Origin of the sequence: Vibrio sp. RM-41-2B (assembly GCF_024744415.1) — a bacterium.
GTDB lineage: Bacteria > Pseudomonadota > Gammaproteobacteria > Enterobacterales > Vibrionaceae > Vibrio > Vibrio diabolicus.
In genome coordinates, this window is record NZ_JAMQWD010000019.1 from 268178 (window position 1) to 288827 (window position 20650).

General features: G+C 43.3%; 20 protein-coding genes and 1 riboswitch. Of the genes, 10 read left to right on the forward strand and 10 right to left on the reverse strand.

The window, feature by feature from the left end; translation table 11 throughout:
- Nucleotide 1: 1 nt before the first annotated feature.
- Genes mukE through cmoM form a run of 3 tightly spaced genes read right to left on the reverse strand, consistent with a single transcriptional unit; the run spans nt 2 to nt 2839 of the window.
- A complete protein-coding gene (gene mukE / locus NB463_RS14195; protein WP_005390733.1) occupies nt 2–727 on the reverse strand; it encodes a chromosome partition protein MukE in 726 nt (241 codons plus the stop codon).
- Complete coding sequence (mukF, locus tag NB463_RS14200; protein WP_048626187.1) at nt 708–2045, reverse strand: chromosome partition protein MukF; 1338 nt, start codon at nt 2043–2045, stop codon at nt 708–710. The genes mukE and mukF overlap by 20 nt, the downstream gene beginning before the upstream one ends.
- 2 nt (nt 2046–2047) lie before the next feature.
- Entirely contained in the window at nt 2048–2839 is a 792-nt protein-coding gene (cmoM, locus tag NB463_RS14205; protein WP_031780158.1) for a tRNA uridine 5-oxyacetic acid(34) methyltransferase CmoM, read from the reverse strand.
- Between the two features lie 114 nt (nt 2840–2953).
- On the opposite strand from cmoM, the gene elyC reads away from it, so the two are divergent.
- Nucleotides 2954–3739, forward strand: coding sequence for an envelope biogenesis factor ElyC (gene elyC, locus NB463_RS14210; protein WP_258430666.1), 786 nt, complete (start codon nt 2954–2956; stop codon nt 3737–3739).
- A 72-nt stretch (nt 3740–3811) separates the two neighbouring features.
- Here elyC and torR read toward each other — a convergent pair whose 3' ends face one another.
- Nucleotides 3812–4522 carry a two-component system response regulator TorR gene (gene torR / locus NB463_RS14215; RefSeq protein ID WP_258430667.1) on the reverse strand — a complete coding sequence of 237 codons (711 nt, stop codon included), beginning with the start codon at nt 4520–4522 and terminating at the stop codon, nt 3812–3814.
- A 266-nt stretch (nt 4523–4788) separates the two neighbouring features.
- On the opposite strand from torR, the gene torD reads away from it, so the two are divergent.
- From torD to NB463_RS14240, 5 genes are all read left to right on the forward strand, one after another.
- Nucleotides 4789–5436: a molecular chaperone TorD gene (torD, locus tag NB463_RS14220; RefSeq protein WP_006742122.1), complete on the forward strand. Its 648-nt coding sequence runs from the start codon at nt 4789–4791 to the stop codon at nt 5434–5436.
- A gap of 466 nt (nt 5437–5902) precedes the next feature.
- Nucleotides 5903–6907 (forward strand): HTH-type transcriptional repressor PurR, encoded by a 1005-nt coding sequence (gene purR / locus NB463_RS14225; RefSeq protein ID WP_053807169.1) that lies wholly within the window; start codon nt 5903–5905, stop codon nt 6905–6907.
- Nucleotides 6908–7191: 284 nt separating this feature from the next.
- A riboswitch (cyclic di-GMP riboswitch) is annotated at nt 7192–7281 on the forward strand.
- 116 nt (nt 7282–7397) lie between these two features.
- Entirely contained in the window at nt 7398–7988 is a 591-nt protein-coding gene (locus NB463_RS14230) for a TfoX/Sxy family DNA transformation protein (RefSeq protein WP_005390721.1), read from the forward strand.
- Nucleotides 7989–8103: 115 nt separating this feature from the next.
- Nucleotides 8104–8790 carry a TVP38/TMEM64 family protein gene (locus NB463_RS14235; RefSeq protein WP_046874737.1) on the forward strand — a complete coding sequence of 229 codons (687 nt, stop codon included), beginning with the start codon at nt 8104–8106 and terminating at the stop codon, nt 8788–8790.
- Nucleotides 8791–8810: 20 nt separating this feature from the next.
- Nucleotides 8811–9131 carry a hypothetical protein gene (locus NB463_RS14240; RefSeq protein WP_005390719.1) on the forward strand — a complete coding sequence of 107 codons (321 nt, stop codon included), beginning with the start codon at nt 8811–8813 and terminating at the stop codon, nt 9129–9131.
- Between the two features lie 37 nt (nt 9132–9168).
- On the opposite strand, the gene NB463_RS14245 is transcribed toward NB463_RS14240, so the two are convergent.
- The 4 genes from NB463_RS14245 to topA all read right to left on the reverse strand — a co-directional run bounded on the left by NB463_RS14245 (nt 9169) and on the right by topA (nt 15988).
- Entirely contained in the window at nt 9169–9972 is an 804-nt protein-coding gene (locus tag NB463_RS14245) for an alpha/beta fold hydrolase (protein ID WP_258430668.1), read from the reverse strand.
- Nucleotides 9973–10082: 110 nt separating this feature from the next.
- On the reverse strand, nt 10083–11540 hold the full coding sequence (gene glgA / locus NB463_RS14250; protein WP_074191078.1) for a glycogen synthase GlgA: 1458 nt from the start codon (nt 11538–11540) through the stop codon (nt 10083–10085).
- A complete protein-coding gene (glgC, locus tag NB463_RS14255; RefSeq protein WP_005390714.1) occupies nt 11530–12747 on the reverse strand; it encodes a glucose-1-phosphate adenylyltransferase in 1218 nt (405 codons plus the stop codon). Before glgC ends, glgA begins: the two co-directional genes overlap by 11 nt.
- Before the next feature lie 610 nt (nt 12748–13357).
- Nucleotides 13358–15988 carry a type I DNA topoisomerase gene (topA, locus tag NB463_RS14260; protein ID WP_005390711.1) on the reverse strand — a complete coding sequence of 877 codons (2631 nt, stop codon included), beginning with the start codon at nt 15986–15988 and terminating at the stop codon, nt 13358–13360.
- A gap of 437 nt (nt 15989–16425) precedes the next feature.
- Here topA and NB463_RS14265 point away from each other — a divergent pair, with 437 nt between their 5' ends.
- Nucleotides 16426–16674 carry a YciN family protein gene (locus tag NB463_RS14265; RefSeq protein WP_005387884.1) on the forward strand — a complete coding sequence of 83 codons (249 nt, stop codon included), beginning with the start codon at nt 16426–16428 and terminating at the stop codon, nt 16672–16674.
- 63 nt (nt 16675–16737) lie between these two features.
- On the opposite strand, the gene aroA is transcribed toward NB463_RS14265, so the two are convergent.
- Both aroA and NB463_RS14275 read right to left on the reverse strand, forming a co-directional pair.
- On the reverse strand, nt 16738–18018 hold the full coding sequence (gene aroA / locus NB463_RS14270) for a 3-phosphoshikimate 1-carboxyvinyltransferase (protein WP_012841991.1): 1281 nt from the start codon (nt 18016–18018) through the stop codon (nt 16738–16740).
- Between the two features lie 290 nt (nt 18019–18308).
- Nucleotides 18309–18785, reverse strand: coding sequence for a glycine zipper 2TM domain-containing protein (locus tag NB463_RS14275; protein ID WP_005390705.1), 477 nt, complete (start codon nt 18783–18785; stop codon nt 18309–18311).
- Between the two features lie 39 nt (nt 18786–18824).
- On the opposite strand from NB463_RS14275, the gene aat reads away from it, so the two are divergent.
- The 3 genes from aat (at nt 18825) to infA (ending at nt 20530) form a co-directional block, all read left to right on the forward strand.
- A complete protein-coding gene (aat, locus tag NB463_RS14280; RefSeq protein WP_258430678.1) occupies nt 18825–19532 on the forward strand; it encodes a leucyl/phenylalanyl-tRNA--protein transferase in 708 nt (235 codons plus the stop codon).
- Nucleotides 19529–20230 (forward strand): arginyltransferase, encoded by a 702-nt coding sequence (locus NB463_RS14285; protein WP_104971464.1) that lies wholly within the window; start codon nt 19529–19531, stop codon nt 20228–20230. The genes aat and NB463_RS14285 overlap by 4 nt, the downstream gene beginning before the upstream one ends.
- A gap of 81 nt (nt 20231–20311) precedes the next feature.
- Nucleotides 20312–20530, forward strand: a complete 219-nt coding sequence (gene infA, locus NB463_RS14290) for a translation initiation factor IF-1 (RefSeq protein ID WP_001040192.1) — start codon at nt 20312–20314, stop codon at nt 20528–20530.
- Nucleotides 20531–20650 lie beyond the last annotated feature (120 nt).

The following is a 20650-nucleotide window of genomic DNA, read 5'->3' on the forward strand; positions in this document are numbered from 1 at the left end:
CTCATGCTTCACCCTCTTCTGTTGTTTCTTCTTGGGCTTGGTCGTCTTGTTCTTCTTCAGACAATAGGCTGCCTTGGCTTGGCTCTTTGGTGTGCACTACCGCTTCACCATCACGGATCAGACGTAGCTGCGCTTCACGCATATCATCGCCAATACGTACATCGGCACCAAAGCGGAATACAGCTTCACTGATGCTGAATTTACCAGTCTCACCGATGTTGATGATCATGCCTAGGCGACGTAGACGACGAAGTGACGTACGTACTTTTTCAAACAGCTTTTCTTTATCAAGGTCAGAACCGGTAGCACGGTTCGTCACTAGCTTCATCAGCTTGTTTTCATCAGCCAGAGCAAGTAGCTCGTCGTACAACTCTTGGTTAGTGAAGATGCCTTCGTGCGCAAGACGCTCTGGGCTTAGGTAAAGGAAACACAGTACCTTACCCACCAGCATATCCAGCTCAGAAAGCACACTGCGGCCAATCAAAGAAGTTGAACGTGGACGAAGGTAGAAGAAACCTTCTGGCGCTTTCACCAATTCGGTGTTGTAGCGTTGGTAGAAAGAAGAAAGCTCAAGTTCGAAATCCGACAGCAACGCGTGGTTGTCCAGATCTTCACTTGAGATATGACGCCCAGCTCGTAGCATGCTGTCTAGCGCTGGGAACAGAGGGTTAGAAATTGCTTTTGCCAGATTCTCTGACATGTATTCATTAGTATCGGTCGATGACATTCGCTTGTACCTTTGCCCCAAATTCGTTGATTGCTTTCCAGTCCGGTTGAATCGCTTGGTAATCCGATTCTGAATACCCCAGACGTACGGCTTGATCAACGATAATGCGAGCTAAATCAAAATGATGAGTGTAAGGATGCTGTGCAAGGTAATCTCGCAATACCACACTCAAGTCGATTGGCGTGCCTTGATCTTTATGCGCTTTTAGCATGTCACCAATTCGTTCAGACAACTCATCATTGACTTGTTGAAACTCTTCGTATTCTACTTCCATCGGAACTTGACCCGTTACCTCGTCATCACGCAGGACTAGGGCCTCATCACGAAGGTCAGAAAGCCTTTCCGCATCTGCATAAGTCAGATACCAAGGCGCATCGAAGTAATCTTTGACGGATTGACGTAGACGCGAGCTAAACGCACGGTTCTTATCCATATCAATTGCAGTACGGATGAACTTGTGCACATGTCGGTCGTAACCAATCCAAAGGTCGATCGCTTGCTGGCCCCAGCTTGTGATTCGATCCAGCTTCATTTGCAGACCAAACAACGCTTCTTCGATAAACTCTAGCTCAGGATCGCCGTACACAATTTCTTGAATATCTAGGATCTGAGTTTGCAGTTCATCACTGGCGGCTTGCAGCGTATCTTGAAGTTCACGCAACGTGCTTGATGTTTCTGATAGGAGCGCTTCACAGTTGTTGATCGCTTCGCGCCAGTCTTTATTTAGCAGATCGGCAATTTGTTGTTTTACAGATTGCTGCTGCTCATCCATCACACGTTGGTTAAGATCGATTTGATCGAAGATTTCGCCTACAGAATATTTTAAAACTCCGTATACGTTTTTCTTCCAGTGGCCCGGTGTGCCACCTTTTTGTGCTGCCTCAATCGCTTTCGCCATTTCATCTGCCACCATAGACAGTTGAATAGAAAGGCGCAGTTTCGAGAACTCACGATGACGCACGTAGTAATCGGTAATTCCTATCGCTAAAGGCGACAAGCGGTAAATGCTCGCTCCATCAGTAATCTCACTGACAAAACGGCTAATAAGGCGCTGCTTTACCATCTCGTTGATGGCGTTGTTAGCACGAAAAGCGGATGCTTCGCCAGTCTCATCAAATAATCGAGTGACGATGGCAAACGCATCATGCAATTCACCTTCACCCAATTCTTCATCGAACCTTTCATTACTCAGTACGGCAATGGCTATTAAGAATGCCAATCGCTCTGTGGTCAGGTTCAACGAGAAATCGTGCTGCTTAACCCAGCCAACCAACTCATCGATTGGTTGCTCTGCAGCATTGAGAGTCATCTCACTCATTGTTATTCCTGTTTATCGTTCTTTTTAGCCCACACATGAATGTAGCGGCCTAATGAGAGGTATGGCTCTTGTCGACAAAGTTGTTTTTCTAGCGCCAACACATCTTCAAACTCGTAATCGCCCATGTATTGCATATTACCTATGTAATCACTAAATGAGCGGATACCAGATTTGCCACAAATACTAAAGCCTGAATCTTCTATCCATTGGTAGACTTCTTCAGGTTTTAAGCCTTTTTGCGGCTGTAGTTTAAATCTTTTTCGGTGGGGCATGCCGTCTAATATATGAGGAATGTTGCCACAAACCACGTTTTTATAGACTAAACCATGGTGGTTATAGAACATCACTGATGCAATGCCTCCCGGTTTTACTTGTTCTAGTACCGTTTCAAGTGCGGCCTTAGGATCGACCAACCACTCCATGACGGCGTGAAACATAACAAGATCCACCTGTTCACCCATATGCTCACCAATGGATTGGACAGGCGAATGAATCAGGCGATACTGCTCAAGCAAACCGTTTTTTTCAATATCCTGCTTAGCCAACTGCAGCATTTCCGAAGATAGATCACATAAAGCGATTCGATGTCCGAGCTTAGCAAGCTTTTGCGACATTTGTGCCAAACCACCACCAGCATCCAACACCTCTAGGGGTTGCTGGTCAGCATCTAATTCACTTAGAATCTGTAGAAAATCTTCCCACACAATGATTTGGCGGATCTCCCCTTTGTCGGAGCCGTAAATATTTTTTGCAAATTTGTGGGCGATATCGTCGAAATTGCGGTCTTCTGTCACTTCTGCTGAGTTATCATAACGGATTGTGCCGCTATTCTGGCACAAGGAAAGCAGGAATAAAGAGGGGTACCCTCATTTTTATTATCAATTGATGTTTTTTCGGACTATTTATGTATGTTTGAGCTGAAAAAAGTAGTGTCAGCCTTGCTTATGCCACTTCCGGCATTGCTGCTGATAGGCTTGTTGGGTCTTGCTCTCATTAGTTTTACCACAAAACGTAAAACTGGCTGCTTCGTTGTTCTATTCTCTTTTGTTGGCATTTTTCTTGTTGCCTTCCAACCTGTTTCAACCAAGCTTCTTATGCCATTAGAGCGAGAGCATAAAGCCTTTTTGCCAGTTTCTGGCACCATCGACTACGTGATGGTTTTAGGGAATGGTCATGTTATCGATGACGAAATTCCACCCACCTCGCAGTTAAGCCGTGCAGCATTAATGCGCTTAACTGAAGGCATTCGTATTTTAAGAATGTATCCAGGTGCTAAATTAATTTTGTCTGGCTATGCTGGCGGTTCTGAAATTAGCCATGCGAGAATGATGGCGAACGTTGCCCTTGCGTTGGGAGTCGCGAAATCCGATATCATTTTATTAGAAGATGCGAAAGATACGTGGGAAGAGGCGCGTCAAGCGGCTGCATTCGTTCAACAAAAGGAGATTGTGTTAGTCACTTCTGCGAGCCACATGAGCCGTGCATTGTATGAGTTCAACGCAGCAGGCATTAAACCAATCCCAGCCCCGACCAACTTCTTGGCTATTAGCGAAATCAGTCAACCTTGGGATAAATACTTACCTAAAGCGCGTTACTTAGAACAAACAGAGCTTTATTGGCATGAGTACTTGGGCAGCATTTGGCAAAGGTTGCGTGATACTGTCGGCCAAACACCAATGGTTGAAGCAAAGTAGTACTATCTTGAAACCACAAAAAAGGAGAGCCGAAGCTCTCCTTTTTCTTTTTAAGACTTAGGTTTGTTCAGTTTAATCACCAGCAAACATATAGCCTTCGCCGTGCACCGTCACAAAAATTTGCGGGTTCTTTGGATCAAACTCCATTTTTGCGCGCATACGTCGAATAAGAACATCAATAGTACGATCATTGGGAGCATCAACTCGGTGGCTGATCATATTCAAAATACGCTCGCGACTTAACACCTGGTTAGGGTAAGACGATAACGCCACCAAAAGTTCGTATTCTGCTTTGGTCAATTTTACGGGTTCGCCGTTACGGCTCAGCGCACGACGTTGAATGTCGAATGTCCACTCTCCAAAACGTACAATATGTTCTTCACTGGTTTCGTTCGCTTTCGCGCTACCGCTACGCGCTGCTGAAATACGCCACAGCAAGTTTTTAACGCGAACCAACAATTCCCTCAGTTCAAAAGGTTTTGTCACATAATCGTCAGCGCCCATTTCTAGGCCTACGATTTTATCAATGCTATCCGTGCGTCCTGTTACTAATATGATACCAATATCCGATTGGCTACGGAATTCACGAGTAAGCATCAGGCCGTCTTCACCCGGCAGGTTGATATCCAGCATGATTAGGTCTACATCACCCGCTTGCAGGACCTCACGCATTTCTGCGCCACTCTCTGCTTCGCTGACTTGGTAACCCTCATTTTGGAAATATCCCGCAAGCTTACTACGAGTTACAACATCATCTTCTACGACTAATACGTGATAGCTCATTTACACCACTTTTATGTCTTCTTATTATCCAAGACGTATTCTATTCATAACTAGTAACATTTCTAGTCATAGATACACTAAAAAGCAAGATTTAGCGTTTTTATTGATTCAAAACAAGCTTACCCATCGCTATTAACAAACGTTAATTTTTGACCATAAAACATAATAATTATAGTTACTGCTATTCATTTTAATTGATTACACTTAGGGGATATCCCTAATTGACTTTGTGATGCACAACTTGAAGCATCATTCAGGAGCCCAAAATGCAAGAAGTGAAAGCTTTTAATGAAAAACGCGCTGAAATTTACTGGTGGTTTTCGAGCTTGTTCGCAAAAGAGCTAACAGAGAAAGAGCTGGAAGCCTACCACAGTGTTGAAATTCGCAGTTTTCTAGCAGGTTTAGGTGAAAATGAGTCGCTGAAACCAGCCGTTGATAGCCTCGTTGATGCGCTAAACCGATTGCAAGATCGTGAAGACGCTCAATTGGAGCTTGCTGCTGACTTTTGTGAACTGTTTTTGAAGACAGAAAAATACGGCGCTCTTCCTTACGCATCGATGTACATCGGTGAATCAGGTTTGCTGAATGACAAGCCAGCCGAGGAAATGGAAAAGTTGATGGCAGAATTTGGCGTTCAAGTAGATGAAAATCTAAAAGAGCCTGCGGACCACTTAGCCGTTGAACTCGACTTTCTCGGCAACATGATTATCCGCTCAAACGAACTTGAGCAAGAAAAACACATGGAAGAAGCCTTCGTTAAACAAAACGACTTTATCCAGCAACAGTTAATGTCTTGGTTACCTCAGTTTGCAGACAAATGTAAACAATTCGACGAATTTGGGTTCTACTCGAGCGTCGCGAAACTATTAGTTGCATTTTGTAAACTAGACAGCGCTTACCTTCTTGGTGAATAATTGCCGCCTATTTTTAAGGAGCCCGCCTATCGGGCTTCCTGTATACCTGAAATAACTGAATGTAAGTAAGTTGGGTATATTATTCGTTTGCCTTAACTTAGCTCAAAGACGCTTGGTTATTTAGCAGTCAAAATGTGACTTCAAATACACAAATCTCTTGCTGAAAACATTGCTAGTCAGTCCACATAGGGCTAAAATGTGAGCGCAAACGATTAAATATGATTTATATGTAAACCGCTGAAATATAGCGGTTTTTGTGTTTTTTAACAGGTTGATGGCAATTTCTCATCAGATAGAAAAAAGATAAAATTCATCGACCGATGCTGCTACGTACCCTTTTGTCGTACTTGGACCAACCGCTGCCGAAACACTTAGCGCCAACCTTAGATTGCTGGGTGTAAAACCATTAGAGCATCAGGTACATCCAACACGACATATTTCAGTAGCTCGATACAGGACACCATTTATGGCCACTATAAAAGACGTTGCTCGCTTAGCCGGCGTTTCCACTACGACAGTTTCGCACGTTATCAATAAAACGCGTTTCGTTGCAGAAGCAACGCAAGAAAAAGTAATGAAAGCCGTGGACGAGTTGAATTACGCGCCAAGTGCGGTTGCACGCAGCCTAAAGTGCAACTCAACTCGTACGATTGGCATGTTAGTAACGCAGTCAACCAACCTATTCTTCTCAGAAGTGATTGACGGGGTTGAGAGCTACTGTTACCGCCAAGGCTACACTCTGATTCTGTGTAATACGGGTGGGATTTACGAAAAACAACGCGATTACATCCGTATGCTGGCTGAAAAACGTGTTGATGGCATCCTAGTGATGTGTTCTGACTTAACCGAAGAGCTTAAAGAGATGCTTGACCGTCATGCCGACATTCCTAAAGTGGTCATGGATTGGGGTCCAGAAAGCTCACAAGCGGACAAGATCATGGATAACTCAGAAGAAGGTGGCTACATCGCAACCAAACATCTGATCGACAATGGCCATACTGATATTGCTTGTCTAAGCGGTCATTTTGAAAAACTTGCTTGCCAAGAGCGCATTGCAGGTTTCCGTCGCGCGATGAGCGAAGCAAACCTAGCTGTAAATGAAGATTGGATCCTTGAAGGTAACTTTGAATGTGATACGGCCGTATTAGTCGCAGATAAAATTACAGCAATGGACAAACGTCCGACAGCGGTATTCTGTTTTAACGATACAATGGCTTTGGGCCTAATGAGCCGCCTACAACAAAACGGTATCAAAGTTCCTGATGATATTTCAGTGATCGGCTACGACAACATCGAGCTTGCGGAATACTTCTCTCCACCGTTAACAACTATCCACCAACCTAAACGTCGTGTGGGTAAAAATGCGTTCGAGATCCTACTTGAGCGAATCAAAGATAAAGAACACGAAAAGCGAATTTTCGAAATGCAACCTGAGCTTGTAATTCGAAACACCGTGAAGAAAATGAACTAATATTCGCCAAATATAACGATGTCAAATAAGCGCTCTAAAAGGGCGCTTATTTTTATCTCTAAATAACTTTTCCCTGACTTAGGTTTGTTAGACAAAAAATCTCGAATCTCTAAGTCTCTGTTTTATATGTAGGTAAATCACACACCCTCACAACCTCGAGATCATCCCGCCTTATTCTCAAATATGCACAAACATGCGCTTGTCGACACTTTTTATTGAACCGAAATCACACTTTCACGGGTAAAACGTGATGTTAATTCAATATACGAAGTATGCTCACTCTGTCACGCACAGGGCAAACCATTCGAAAGGGTGGGACGCAAAGCCTCCGGCCTGAACCATAGTACTATATGGAAGGTAGCGGGGTTACCGATGGCAAGTGTGCAAGCGATGACTTTACCCTGTAATGACATTGCTTTTGCGCATGTTTGCTACTCTCTCGGACCTGACTTTTGGTGGCGTAATATTAATTACACCGAGATAACAAAACATGGATAAACCGATACTCAAAGACTCTATGAAGCTATTTGAGGCACTTGGTAATATCAAGTCGCGCTCAATGTTTGGTGGCTTCGGACTATTCGCTGATGAAACAATGTTTGCACTAGTTGTAAATAATCAGCTTCATATAAGAGCAGACCAACAAACTTCATCTGACTTCGAGAAACAAGGGCTAAAGCCTTACGTTTATAAAAAACGTGGCTTCCCAGTCGTTACTAAGTACTACGCAATTTCCAACGATTTATGGGAGTCTAGCGAACGCTTAATCGAAGTAGCTAACCAATCGTTGAAAAAGGCAAAGCTTGAAAAAGAACAGCAAGCAACTACAAAGCCTAATCGCTTAAAAGATTTGCCTAACTTACGACTGGCGACTGAACGCATGCTGAAAAAAGCAGGCATTGAGTCAGTAGAAAAACTGGAAGAGGAAGGTGCACTCAACGCTTATAAAGCGATAAGAGATACGCACTCTGCAACCGTCAACATTGAGCTGTTATGGGCACTAGAAGGGGCTATTAACGGTACTCATTGGAGCGTTGTGCCTCAAGCTCGCCGAGATGAGTTGATGAACGGCCTCCAATAAAAGTCGGCCTTAAAAACTATCTTGTAAAACCGCAGTCTAATCTGCGGTTTTTTTGTGAAATTTTTTCGACTTTCCTTCTGTCTTATTACATATATCCCAAATTGGAATCATAAATATGAATAAGAAACTGATATTAGGCCTAATCCTGGTCGCGATCATTATCTTTTTAGGCGTTAACTTTAGTCAGTATTTAACGTTGGAAAATGCAAAAGCCCAACAAGAAGCGCTGACCACATACATCGATCAGAACTTTGTTTTTTCGGCAGCTATTTACTTTTTTGCCTACATTGCAATTACCGCTTTTTCTATTCCTGGTGCTGCTGTGGTTACATTACTTGGTGCGGCTCTATTTGGTTTTTGGACGAGCTTATTACTGGTTTCTTTCGCCAGTACTATGGGTGCAACGCTAGCATTTTTAAGCAGCCGATATTTGCTGCGTGACTGGGTACAAAACAAGTTTGGCAATAAGTTAATCGCAATTAACCAAGGTGTCGAAAAGGACGGTGCATTTTATCTATTTTCCTTGCGTCTCATTCCGGTATTCCCTTTCTTTCTTATCAACTTGTTGATGGGCTTAACGCCAATGTCTGTAGGTCGATTTTACCTTACTAGCCAAGTAGGTATGTTGCCAGGCACTGCAGTTTACTTAAACGCCGGTACTCAGTTAGCAACAATTGAAAGCCTGTCAGGCATTATTTCACCTGCGGTATTGGCCTCTTTTGCGTTACTGGGGCTGTTTCCAATCATCACTAAATGGGTTATGAATAAAGTAAGGCCAACACCGAGTCAGCAAAACTCATAATTAGTAAGTGGACGTGTTTAATGAAAATATTCATTGCTAAAAACCCAGCAGAAGCGCATATCGTGTGCGAATTATTGAAAACCGAGCAAGTTTACTGTGAAGTCCGCGGAGAAGGTATTTTCGGTTTAAAAGGAGAGCTGCCGTTTAGTGATGATACCGATCCTTATGTCTGGCTTTTTGACGCCAAACAACAAGTAAAAGCAGAAGGAATAGTACAAGCCTACCGCAAACAATCCGATGGAAATGAGTATCAAGATTGGCAGTGCCCGAAGTGCCATGAGGTAAACGAGGGGCAGTTTGGTGCTTGTTGGCAATGTGGACATCAAATAGGGGAGCCTTAATAACTCCCCTACTCCTACTCAATCGATTTATTAAGCGCTAAGCAGAAACCGTTTGCTGCTTAATAAATTCGATGGAATGTTGATTGAAATCTTCAGGGCGCTCAACATTACAAACATGACCACAGTTGGGGATCTCTCGTAAAACACTAAGCTTATGCGCCGCAACCATTTCTTTAACAGGCTTAATAAACATGTAATCTCTGTCGCCCATTAAATAGAGTGTGGGAATGGGTAACTCTCGATCTTTAAAATACTTCATTAAAGGATTTACATCAGCAGCAAGAATAAACCAACGTTTAAATTCTTTTTGGCAAAGCTTCTTGGCCTCACGAATAAAAAGATGGCGAGACTCTCGCTGGCTTCTCTGTGGCATAACAATGTACGCAAAAAGTTTGTAGAGCCACATGTACGGCAGAATGTGCTTACAAAAATTACCTAATTTAACCAATATTTGAGAACGAGTATTGAGCCTTGTGACAGCACCACCGAGTACCATTGAACGCACGCGCTTTGCTGATAATTCAGCAAGGTTTCGAACAATAATGGTACCAAGTGACATACCGACAAAATGAGCGGATTGGATCTTTAAATGGTCCAATACTTTCAAAATATCTTGGGTAACTTCCGTAAAGGTATAACGGCTGGCAATGAGCTCTTTAAGTAACTGATTTGACTTTCCATGACCTCTTAAATCGATCAGCAATAAGTTAAAATGTTGCTTGTAAGCTTTGATTTGCTTGAACCAGATAGAAGAGCTACCGCCAGCACCATGCACAAATACAACCCACTCATGACTAGTAGGGTGCAAATAGGTTTTATGAAAAAGTAGCGGCTGGGTCATATTCAAGTATCAAAAAGGTCGTGCTATTGAGTAAAAAGCCATCCTACCACACTCCCCTTACTCAAGATAATAAAGGCACCTCATTCGGTGCCTTTCGTTACAATTTTAAGTCAATTTAACGCCGAATTGTAAAGTTGCAAATAAGCTTCTGCGGCCTTTTGCCAACAAAAATCTTGTTGCATCGCGTGCAACTGTACTTTATTCACTTCAGGTTCGTTTTGAGCATAGAGCAACAGTGCCCTTAGCATCGTTAACAACAATGCCTGCGGTGTCGGTTCGAAAAAAACAAACCCCGTCGCTTCAGAAGGGTTCACATCATAATCGTTGACGCTGTCTTTTAGACCACCGACACCACGTACTATCGGCAATGTACCGTAAGCCATACTATAGATTTGATTCAAACCACATGGTTCAAACTCAGAAGGCATCAGAAAGAAATCAGACCCCGCTTCAACGATATGCGCAAGTTCATTATCATAAGCTTCTACGAAGACAAATTTACTAGAAAACTGTGCAGCAACCTCTTCTAGCTGAGCGGCTAGTACAGGGTCTCCGGTCCCAACGACAACTAGTTGAACATCGTGCTTCAAAAAATCAGCCAAAGCAGGCAACAAGTAATGCACACCTTTCTGCTGGGTCAACCGACAAACCATACCAAACATAGCAACATCTTTTTCAGGCAAATTTAGCCGCAGCTGTAATGCTTGTTTACACGCTTTCTTGCCTTGCGTCATACTTTGTTGGTCAGCGCAGTAATTAACTGGCAAGTAAGTATCCGTTTCCGGGTTCCAAGCACTGTAATCACAACCGTTCAAAATACCAACTAAGTCCTGCGCGCGTTGCTGAAACTCCCAAGCCATTCCATGACTGCCAAGCTCTGTTTTGAGTTCCTCTGCGTACGTAGGGCTGACCGCGTTTATCTTATCGGCATTCATTACACCAGCTTTGAGCATCGTAATATGCGTTGCACTCACCGCAGCATCGGGAACGTTTCGACAATGAAACTCTGGCAAGCACTGCACGTCTTCATAACTAAATACGCCTTTAAAGACCGCATTGTGAATTGAAATGACGCTTTTAGTATGAGCAAAAAACGGATCATTGCCATACCTGTGCTTGAGCAAAAATGGAACAAGACCAGTGTGCCAATCGTTCGCGTGTATGATATCCGGCTGAAAAGCAAGCTTTGGCAACATGTCTAAACATGCCGCACTAAAAAACGCAAAGCGCTCACCGTTATCGGTATACGCTTGGTTGTTCTCCGCATACATCGATGGTCGATTGAAATACGGCTGACAATCAATCAGATAAACAGGATTTTGACCTAGCATGAGCCGCAGAACTCGATACTCCGTATGCGGCCATGATGTTAGTTCTGTTTCTAATACAACTTCTGCGTCAGCGAGTTTATCAATACTGCTGTACGCAGGGATGGTAATTCTTACGTCTTGCTGTAGGTTTTGAAGGGCTTCCGGTAGCGCCTTGGCAACGTCTGCCAAGCCACCACTTTTAATGAGGCCTTCAACCTCAGAAGCTACAAACAGAATAGATAAGTTGTTAGTAGCCAACTCGAGCTCCTTTCGGAATAACAACAATGCCCTCCTCAGACACATGGAAGTGTTTTTTATCTTCTTGAAGATTCACACCAATCTGAGTACCAGGAGCAATATCGGCATCCTTATCGACAATCACACGACGTAAAACACAGCCTTCGCCAATTTTCACGTCACCAAGAAGGATACATTCGCTGATATCGCAAGCAGATGCAATATTACTGCGGAACCCAAGCACCGACTTTTCTATTCTTGAGCCTCTGACGTAACTGCCATTACATACCAAACTGTCGATGATCTGAACACGGCCATTATCAGAGTCTGTAAATGTCGCTGGCGGCAATGGAGGATAATAAGTATGCAGCGGCCATTTACGGTTATATAGTGAAAACGGTGCGTCTTTTTCTAGCAGATCCATGTGCGCTTCCCAGTACGCATCAATGGTTCCCACGTCACGCCAGTACACCTCTTCTCTTTCACCGCTGATTTTGTTAGTACTGAAGTCATACACGAACACGTCACCTCGAGGGAACATCTTAGGAATAATATCCTTCCCAAAATCATGTGATGAAGCTTCATTATCCGCATCTTCAACCAACTCAGAGAATAACACCTGAGCTTCAAAAACGTAGTTACCCATTGAAACTAAAGCGTAATCAGGATCGCCAGGAATTGACTTCGGGTTTGCTGGTTTCTCTTCAAAGCCTATCATGCGACCTTCACTGTCCACTTCGATAACCCCAAATTGCGACGCCTCTTTTAGTGGCATACGCAATGCAGATACCGTCAGAGAAGCCTGCTTTTCTGAATGGAAGTTCAGCATTTGTTTGATATCCATCTTATAGATATGGTCAGAGCCAAAAATACAAACTTGCTCTGGTTCCTCTAATTCCATAAAACGGAGATTTTGATAGATCGCGTCTGCCGTTCCTTCGTACCAACGCTTACCAGTGCGCATTTGAGCAGGAATAGGATCGATAAAGCGGTCAGTGATGCCATTAATGTTCCAGCCCTTTTTTAAATGATGGAACAAAGATTGAGATTTAAATTGGGTGAGGACGTAAATGCGCATTAAATCCGCATTTACAAAATTGTTTAGAGCAAAATCGATCAATCGATAGCTACCACCAAACGGTACCGAAGGTTTACTACGAGATTCTGTTAAAGGTCTCAAACGAGAGCCTTCACCGCCAGCAAGAATCATTCCCAAAACACCAGCCATTTGTTGTTCTCCATATCGTTATAGCTTGGATTTGGTACTCGCTTGAATGAGTCATACTCGGGGAGTCAAGCGAATACATTTAGTAACCGTATCAGGAGTTTCTTTGAACTCTTACAACACGATAAAAAAGCTACGGCACTTCCAGTATGCAACGTCCACTCTTTTCTTATTTTTCGACGCAAAATGCACACAGTTGCACTAATTTTTGTAATAAATTATCTAAGCAGGTTCTAAATTACAATTTTTAATACGCCATTCTGTGTTCCATACAGTTCTTGCTTACTCAAGACGATATCTAGATCACACATGCAAAAGCAAACGATTACATTATGAAAACAATTTACGAACGGATTCACTACACCACCGACTTTTTGAGCTTAATATATAACAAATATATGAACGCAAAATGAAAGTTACGACGAATGTTTTTTACATAAAAAATACGTTCGCTACCAATAAATCGTGACTCTGGTGTTTTCTAGCGACAATGGTGCTTGTTAAAGTGAGGAAAGGTCGATTAAAGGAAGAATGCGCAGGAGAAAACTGTCGGCCCCTACGCAAAAAAGGCAGCGATATCGCTGCCTTTTTACATTACCTTAATGGTGCATTTTTATGCTTTCGCTTTTTTACGCTTATCTGTGACTTCCCACTTACCTTCAACAAAGAGCGCTGTCCAACCAGATGGTTTGCCGTTCTCTTCCGAACGAACGTAGTTCTCTTTTGTTTTGCGACTAAAGCGTACAACTGCAGGGCGACCATCAGGATCTTCTTGCGGTGCGGTCGCTAGGTATTTGAACTTCTCAGGTAAACGCTCTTCAAAACGTGCCAGTTCAGCAACCAAAGGAGCACGTGTCTCGCGCGATTTAGGGAAGTTGCTTGCCGCCATAAATAGACCTGAAGCACCATCACGAAGTACGAAATACGCATCTGAGTTTTCACATGGCAACTCGGGAAAATGAACAGGATCTTCTTTCGGTGGCGCGACTTCACCATTCTTCAGAATCTTACGAGTGTTCTTACACGTTTCACTCGTACAGTCCATGTATTTACCAAAGCGACCGTTTTTAAGCACCATATCAGAGCCACATTTGTCACATTCAACAACTGGACCATCATAGCCTTTGACTTTGAACTCGCCGTATTCAACAAGGTAGCCCTCACAGTTCGGGTTATTACCACAAACATGCATCTTACGCTTGTCATCAATCAGGTATGCGTCCATCGCCGTTTCACAGATCGGACAACGCTTTTTAGCACGAAGCGCGGCCGTTTCAACGTCTTCTTCTAGAACGTTAATAATACCTTCTTCGTCACCCAAGTTGATGGTTGTCTTACAACGCTCTTTTGGTGGTAACGCGTAACCAGAACAACCTAAGAACACACCTGTCGAAGCAGTACGGATACCCATTGGACGGCTACACGTCGGACACTCGATATCCGTCATGACGATGTGGTTTAACTTCATACCGCCTTCTGACTCATCCAGCTCCGCTTTTTCAAGATCGCCAGTAAAATCAGCAAAGAAGTTGTCTAACACAGCTTTCCAGTTCACTTCACCTTCAGCGATTTGGTCCAATTTCTGTTCCATACGCGCAGTAAAGTCGTAGTTCATCAAATCGTTAAAGCTGTCATCAAGGCGGTCAGTAACAATTTCACCCATTTTTTCAGCGTAGAAACGGCGCTGATCAACTTTCACGTAACCACGATCTTGAATCGTAGAAATGATCGATGCATAAGTCGAAGGACGGCCAATGCCTCGTTTTTCCAGCTCTTTAACCAGTGCCGCTTCAGTGTAGCGCGCAGGTGGCTTAGTAAAGTGCTGTTTAGGGTCAAGTGACTCTAAGCTTAGCTTATCGCCAAGTTGTACCGCAGGAAGGATTGTATCCTCGTTTTTGCCCATTGGACGCTGTACACGAGTCCAACCATCAAATTTAAGGATACGGCCTTTCGCTTTAAGCGTGTATTCTGCCGCTTTTACACTGATGGTTGTTGAATCGTATTCTGCTGGCGTCATTTGACACGCGACAAACTGATTCCAAATCAAAGCGTAAAGTTTGTGCGCATCAGCATCGACACCTTGCAGGTCTTCCGCTTTAACACCCACATTTGAAGGACGGATCGCTTCGTGCGCTTCCTGTGCCCCTTCTTTACTACCATACGTCAGCGGTTTCGCTGGTAAGTACTTATCACCAAACTCAGAACCAATAAAGTCACGTACAGCGTCCACAGCCTCGGCACTTAGGTTAGTCGAGTCCGTACGCATATAAGTGATGTAACCGGCCTCATAGAGGCGCTGAGCTAGCATCATGGTCTTTTTCACGCCGTAGCCCAGACGTGTACTCGCTGCCTGTTGAAGCGTAGAGGTGATGTAAGGTGCTGAAGGCTTGCTCTTCGTCGGGCGATCTTCACGCTTACATACTTCGTAACTTGCATTCTCAAGCACAGACATCGCTGCTTTGGTTTCTGCCTCATTAACTGGCTTAAACGCAGAACCATCTTTCTGAGCAACAAGTAGTTTAAAGTCCGCTTTGTCTTTCGTTTTCGTATTCGCATGAATATCCCAGAATTCTTCTGGTACAAACGCGTTAATCTCACGCTCACGCTCAACTAATAGTTTCACCGCAACAGACTGCACGCGACCAGCAGATAAACCACGAGCCACTTTCTTCCAAAGTAAAGGTGAAACCATAAAACCAACGACACGGTCCATGAAGCGACGCGCTTGTTGGGCATTAACACCATCCATGTTCAGCTCTCCAGGTGTTTGGAAAGCTTGTTGGATCGCGTTTTTCGTAATTTCGTTAAAAACTACACGTTTGTATCGCTCTTCATCGCCACCGATGATCTCACGAAGGTGCCATGCGATTGCTTCCCCTTCGCGGTCCAAGTCGGTTGCGAGATAAACGCAATCTGCGTCTTTGGCGAGTTTTTGTAGTTCGTTGACAACTTTTTCTTTGCCTGGAAGGATTTGGTAATTCGCTTCCCAGTCATGATATGGGTTAATCCCCATTTTTTTGATCAACGCTTTGCGGTCTTTCTCTTTTTTAACGCGCGCTTTCTCTTCCGGACTCATCCCTTTTGTTGAGATGGCTGCGGCTTTTTTCTCACCAGTGCTTTGACCGGCCGTAGGCAGATCACGCACATGACCAACACTAGACTTAACAATAAAGTCTTTACCAAGGTACTTATTTATCGTCTTTGCCTTGGCTGGTGACTCCACTATAACGAGTGATTTACCCATAACTGACTCTAACGTCCTTCATAATAATGCGGGTAGAAACCTTGTTTAAAGGCCACCCGCATAATGTTCTATTTCATTGCTTCTTTTTTTACTATTGTGCGAGATGAAAAGAAGATCAACTGCTTTTTTGAAATTCAGATCCGATTGGTTGACAATTCATCGTCTTTATACTTCAAAGAGACAGGGTTCTGAAAGGTATTGAGCGGCATATCTAAACAGGCAAACTTAGCATCCGCTAATCCAATGCAATAAATTTTGTTACCCATCACAAAATAGTTTCGTTCAGTGGCTCTTCCATATCCTCCAACTAATCATACTTACACTCTAAAAATTGATCTGTTTAGGCTAAGTGAACGATTGACTGAATTAATCATGCAAACCCATTTTAGTTGTAGGTATACTCAGCGTTCTCAACTGAAATGAATGGTAGAAAAAGTATGTCTGATAGAACGTTTATCGAAGAGTTCGACCTTCTTTTGATCGCTAACCAAATCATCCAAGAACACGATGATTACATCGAAGGGATGCGAGCAACAAGCGTAGAAGAAAAAGAAGGTGTTTTAGTTTTTAAAGGTGAATACTTCCTTGATGACAAAGGTTTACCAACTTCAAATACGACTGCAGTATTCAATATGTTCAAATACTTAGCGCATCACCTTTCCAAGGAATTTACGCTGGTTAAATAGTAGCGGAAAACAAAAAAGCCAGAGTGTTATTCACTCTGGCTTTCCTGTTTCAGGTCAGAATATTTAGCAGCTTAAAGCCTTAAGTTTGTCGAAGTAGTCAGGGAACGTTTTCGACGTACACTTTGGATCGTTAATCGTAACAGGCGTATCACTAAGTGCCACCAGCGAAAAACACATCGCCATTCGATGATCATCGTAAGTATCAATCGCAGCATGCTTTAACTGAGAGACAGGTTTGACAATGATGTAGTCTTCCCCTTCTTCCACTTCCGCACCCACTTTACGTAATTCCGTCGCCATAGCTGACAAACGGTCTGTTTCTTTTACACGCCAGTTATAAACGTTACGAATAGCAGTAGTGCCTTCGGCAAATAGCGCTGTTGTCGCGATGGTCATTGCAGCATCAGGGATATGGTTGTAATCCATATCGATGCCTTTCAATTGACCAACACGTGAAATTACGTAGTCATCACCCCATTCAATTTCTGCACCCATTTTTTCAAGCGCATCAGCAAATTGAATATCACCTTGAATGCTGTTTTTACCGATACCCGTGACTTTAACTTCTCCGCCTTTGATGGCTGCCGCCGCTAAGAAGTAAGAAGCAGAAGACGCGTCACCTTCAACCAAGAAATCACCTGGAGCGATGTATTGCTGACCGGCAGGAATCACAAACTCTTGATAGTCGTTGTTGATCACATCGACCCCAAACTGTTTCATGATATGCAGGGTGATATCGATATAAGGCTTAGAAACCAACTCGCCTTCGATGTTGATGCGAATTTCACCTTCAGCCAATGGCGCAGACATTAAGAAAGCGGTCAAGAACTGACTTGAAATGGATCCATCGATAGAAACTGTACCTGCTTTTAGGCCAGTACCGACTATTTTGAGAGGCGGAAAGTTCTCGTTCTCCATGTACTCAACCTTCGCACCAGCATCTTTCAGTGCAGTGACAAGGTGACCAATTGGACGCTCTTTCATACGAGGTTCGCCCGTCAGTACATACTCCCCTTCTCCAAGACAAAGAGCCGCAGCTAATGGTCGCATCGCAGTGCCAGCATTACCGAGAAATAACTCTACCGGTTCTGAGACAGAAAACGGACGCCCAAGGCCTTCAACGAGACATTCTGTTTTATCTTCGGAAAGTTGGTATTGAACGCCGAGTTTAGTCAGCGCATTCAGCATATGACGGATATCATCACTGTCGAGGAGGTTAGTAAGGCGAGTTCTGCCTTTAGCAAGAGCAGCAAGTAAAAGAGCTCGATTAGAAACGCTTTTAGAGCCAGGAAGATTCACTTCCCCTTGAATTTTATTGATAGGTTGTAACGTTAGGCTTTCCATTAAAAGTTGATAATCCTTTGTGCCCTCAACATACGATTTTTTATGAGAGCTAAACAATTCTTCGTGAATTCAGACTACCCAAAAAAACACGACAAAACCAGAGCAAATCGGCGCTAATTTATGAATATACTCAAGTAGCCTAAAGATGCAGAATTAAAGGCATTGCCAGCGATGTAAATAAGAGCGAAAGAGGCGCGACGAAACAGCAAGCTATTTCGACTTTATTTGACGATAAGCCAGCCCTACTGTGCATGCCTGGTTAGGCTACCTTAGGTTAAAATAACGTAGGATTAATAAGCGATATCAACCCTGACTCCATCATCAAAATATAAGATACGAACTTCATCCCCTCGACTAAATAGCATATTTTTATCAACATCTTGGATAACATTAATCAGCTTATCGCCCTTCACTTTGATGAGTAGCTCAACTAACTTATATTCAACCGTGTATTGGTAATTACTTTGGTTTTGTGCAACCGCTGCACCTGCAAGTGCACCAACTGCCGTCGCAACTTCTCGTCCAGTACCACCACCAAATTGATTGCCGACTAAACCGCCTATTGTGGCACCAAGTAGCGTTTTCCAACCATTATTTTTCGATTGAACGACCTCTTGCTGAGTAATATAACGGACAGAGTCAATCTTCCCATACACCACTTCATTTACCGGCTTGGCAACATTTCTTTCATATGCTGCGTTGGCGGCAAGTGGGAAAAACAGTATGATCCAAAGCCATACTTTCACAATATTTCTTGACCAGGTCATCATAAACTCCTCTGACTCTAATGTTGGTAACGACTTCTTATGGCTATTTATTTAACTGAACTCGATGATACGTTCAACTTTCCCTCACCGTATAAAGCACTCAGCGATCCCAATGGTTTGCTTGCTTTTGGCGGTGACTTAGATCCCATGAGAATCCTCAATGGTTACTATCAAGGCATTTTCCCTTGGTATGGTCCTGGAGAACCTATTCTATGGTGGAGCCCTTACCCACGCGCTGTTTTTGATCCCTTAGAGTTTAAACCGTCTAAAAGTCTCAAAAAATTTCAGCGTAAACATAACTATAAAGTAACACTCAATTTCGCGACAGAAGAAGTGATTAGACTATGTTCATCAACACGTCCTGCAGAGGAAACTTGGCTCAACGAGGAAATGCAAGCGTCTTACATTGAGTTAGCTAAACTGGGTCACTGTCACTCTGTAGAAGTATGGCATGACAACGAGCTCATTGGGGGACTATATGGCATCTGCGTTGGTCAACTTTTTTGCGGAGAGTCGATGTTTAGCCTAAAAGATAACGCATCTAAAATTGCATTGTGGTACTTATGCAACCATTTGGCGTCAAAGCAAGGTCAATTAATCGATTGTCAGGTTATGAACTCGCACTTGGCATCACTTGGCGCATTTGAACTAGAGCGTAACGAGTTTATGCAAAAACTACTATCTTTAAGAGAAAAACAAACACTATTTGATACCTATAAGCCCCAAGTTTTGCAGGATTCAGTATGAGTACGGATATACAACATATTCGAATTGGATTAACGAATAATCACCCTTGCAGTTACTTGCCTGAACGGCAAGAGCGTGTGGCGGTAGCACTTGATGCAGGGCTGCATACTGAAGAAAACTATCAACTGCTGATGGCCAACGGCTTTCGTCGTAGCGGAGATACCATATATAAACCGCACTGTGAGCATTGTAATGCTTGCCAGCCAATTCGAGTCTCGATTCCGGACGTGACGCTATCAAAAAGTCAGAAGAGGCTGCTCAGTAAAGCACAGCCTTTACGTTGGGAAATGAAACCCGAAATGGATGAGGAATGGTTTGAGCTTTACAGTCGGTACATCTGCAAACGGCATAAAAACGGCACTATGTACCCACCAAAGCGTGATGAGTTTTCTCGGTTTGCCCAAACCAGCTGGTTGACCACTTCATTTTTGCATATTTACGATGAGTCAAATCAATTACTCGCCATTGCGGTAACGGATGTAATGACTCAATGTTCGAGTGCATTTTATACTTTTTTTGACCCTGACTACCCGTTATCTCTTGGCACTTTGGCAGTGCTCTATCAAATAAAATACTGCCAAGAAAACAAACAACAGTGGCTTTATTTGGGTTATCAGATTGATGAGTGTCCAGCAATGAACTATAAAACACGCTTTCAACGCCACCAAAGGCTAGTAAATCAGCGTTGGCGAGGGTAGAATACGCCTCAACTTTACATAATTACTATTTAGCGGCAGAATATAGCCCGCTAATATTGCCTAATTTCTAAAGAGGATTAAATGGCTAAAGAAGACGTAATCGAGATGCAAGGCACGGTCCTTGACACTCTACCAAACACTATGTTCCGTGTTGAACTTGAAAACGGTCACGTTGTGACTGCTCACATCTCTGGCAAGATGCGTAAGAACTACATCCGTATCCTAACGGGTGACAAAGTAACTGTAGAGATGACTCCATACGACCTGTCAAAAGGCCGCATCGTCTTCCGCGCTCGTTAATCTCTGATTTTCGGATGCAATAAAAAACGGAGCAGTTTGCTCCGTTTTTTATTGCATGATTTTTATTTCCGAGTAGGTTCAGACAAACAAAAAGCGCACGATAAAATCGTGCGCTTTTAC

Bases quoted from the DNA above. Each gene is read 5' to 3' on its own strand.
- mukE (WP_005390733.1), bottom strand. From the start codon at position 727: ATGTCATCGACCGATACTAATGAATACATGTCAGAGAATCTGGCAAAA.
- mukF (WP_048626187.1), bottom strand. From the start codon at position 2,045: ATGAGTGAGATGACTCTCAATGCTGCAGAGCAACCAATCGATGAGTTG.
- elyC (WP_258430666.1), top strand. From the start codon at position 2,954: ATGTTTGAGCTGAAAAAAGTAGTGTCAGCCTTGCTTATGCCACTTCCG.
- torR (WP_258430667.1), bottom strand. From the start codon at position 4,522: ATGAGCTATCACGTATTAGTCGTAGAAGATGATGTTGTAACTCGTAGT.
- torD (WP_006742122.1), top strand. From the start codon at position 4,789: ATGCAAGAAGTGAAAGCTTTTAATGAAAAACGCGCTGAAATTTACTGG.
- purR (WP_053807169.1), top strand. From the start codon at position 5,903: ATGGCCACTATAAAAGACGTTGCTCGCTTAGCCGGCGTTTCCACTACG.
- NB463_RS14230 (WP_005390721.1), top strand. From the start codon at position 7,398: ATGGATAAACCGATACTCAAAGACTCTATGAAGCTATTTGAGGCACTT.
- NB463_RS14235 (WP_046874737.1), top strand. From the start codon at position 8,104: ATGAATAAGAAACTGATATTAGGCCTAATCCTGGTCGCGATCATTATC.
- NB463_RS14240 (WP_005390719.1), top strand. From the start codon at position 8,811: ATGAAAATATTCATTGCTAAAAACCCAGCAGAAGCGCATATCGTGTGC.
- NB463_RS14245 (WP_258430668.1), bottom strand. From the start codon at position 9,972: ATGACCCAGCCGCTACTTTTTCATAAAACCTATTTGCACCCTACTAGT.
- glgC (WP_005390714.1), bottom strand. From the start codon at position 12,747: ATGGCTGGTGTTTTGGGAATGATTCTTGCTGGCGGTGAAGGCTCTCGT.
- topA (WP_005390711.1), bottom strand. From the start codon at position 15,988: ATGGGTAAATCACTCGTTATAGTGGAGTCACCAGCCAAGGCAAAGACG.
- NB463_RS14265 (WP_005387884.1), top strand. From the start codon at position 16,426: ATGTCTGATAGAACGTTTATCGAAGAGTTCGACCTTCTTTTGATCGCT.
- aroA (WP_012841991.1), bottom strand. From the start codon at position 18,018: ATGGAAAGCCTAACGTTACAACCTATCAATAAAATTCAAGGGGAAGTG.
- NB463_RS14275 (WP_005390705.1), bottom strand. From the start codon at position 18,785: ATGACCTGGTCAAGAAATATTGTGAAAGTATGGCTTTGGATCATACTG.
- aat (WP_258430678.1), top strand. From the start codon at position 18,825: ATGGCTATTTATTTAACTGAACTCGATGATACGTTCAACTTTCCCTCA.
- NB463_RS14285 (WP_104971464.1), top strand. From the start codon at position 19,529: ATGAGTACGGATATACAACATATTCGAATTGGATTAACGAATAATCAC.
- infA (WP_001040192.1), top strand. From the start codon at position 20,312: ATGGCTAAAGAAGACGTAATCGAGATGCAAGGCACGGTCCTTGACACT.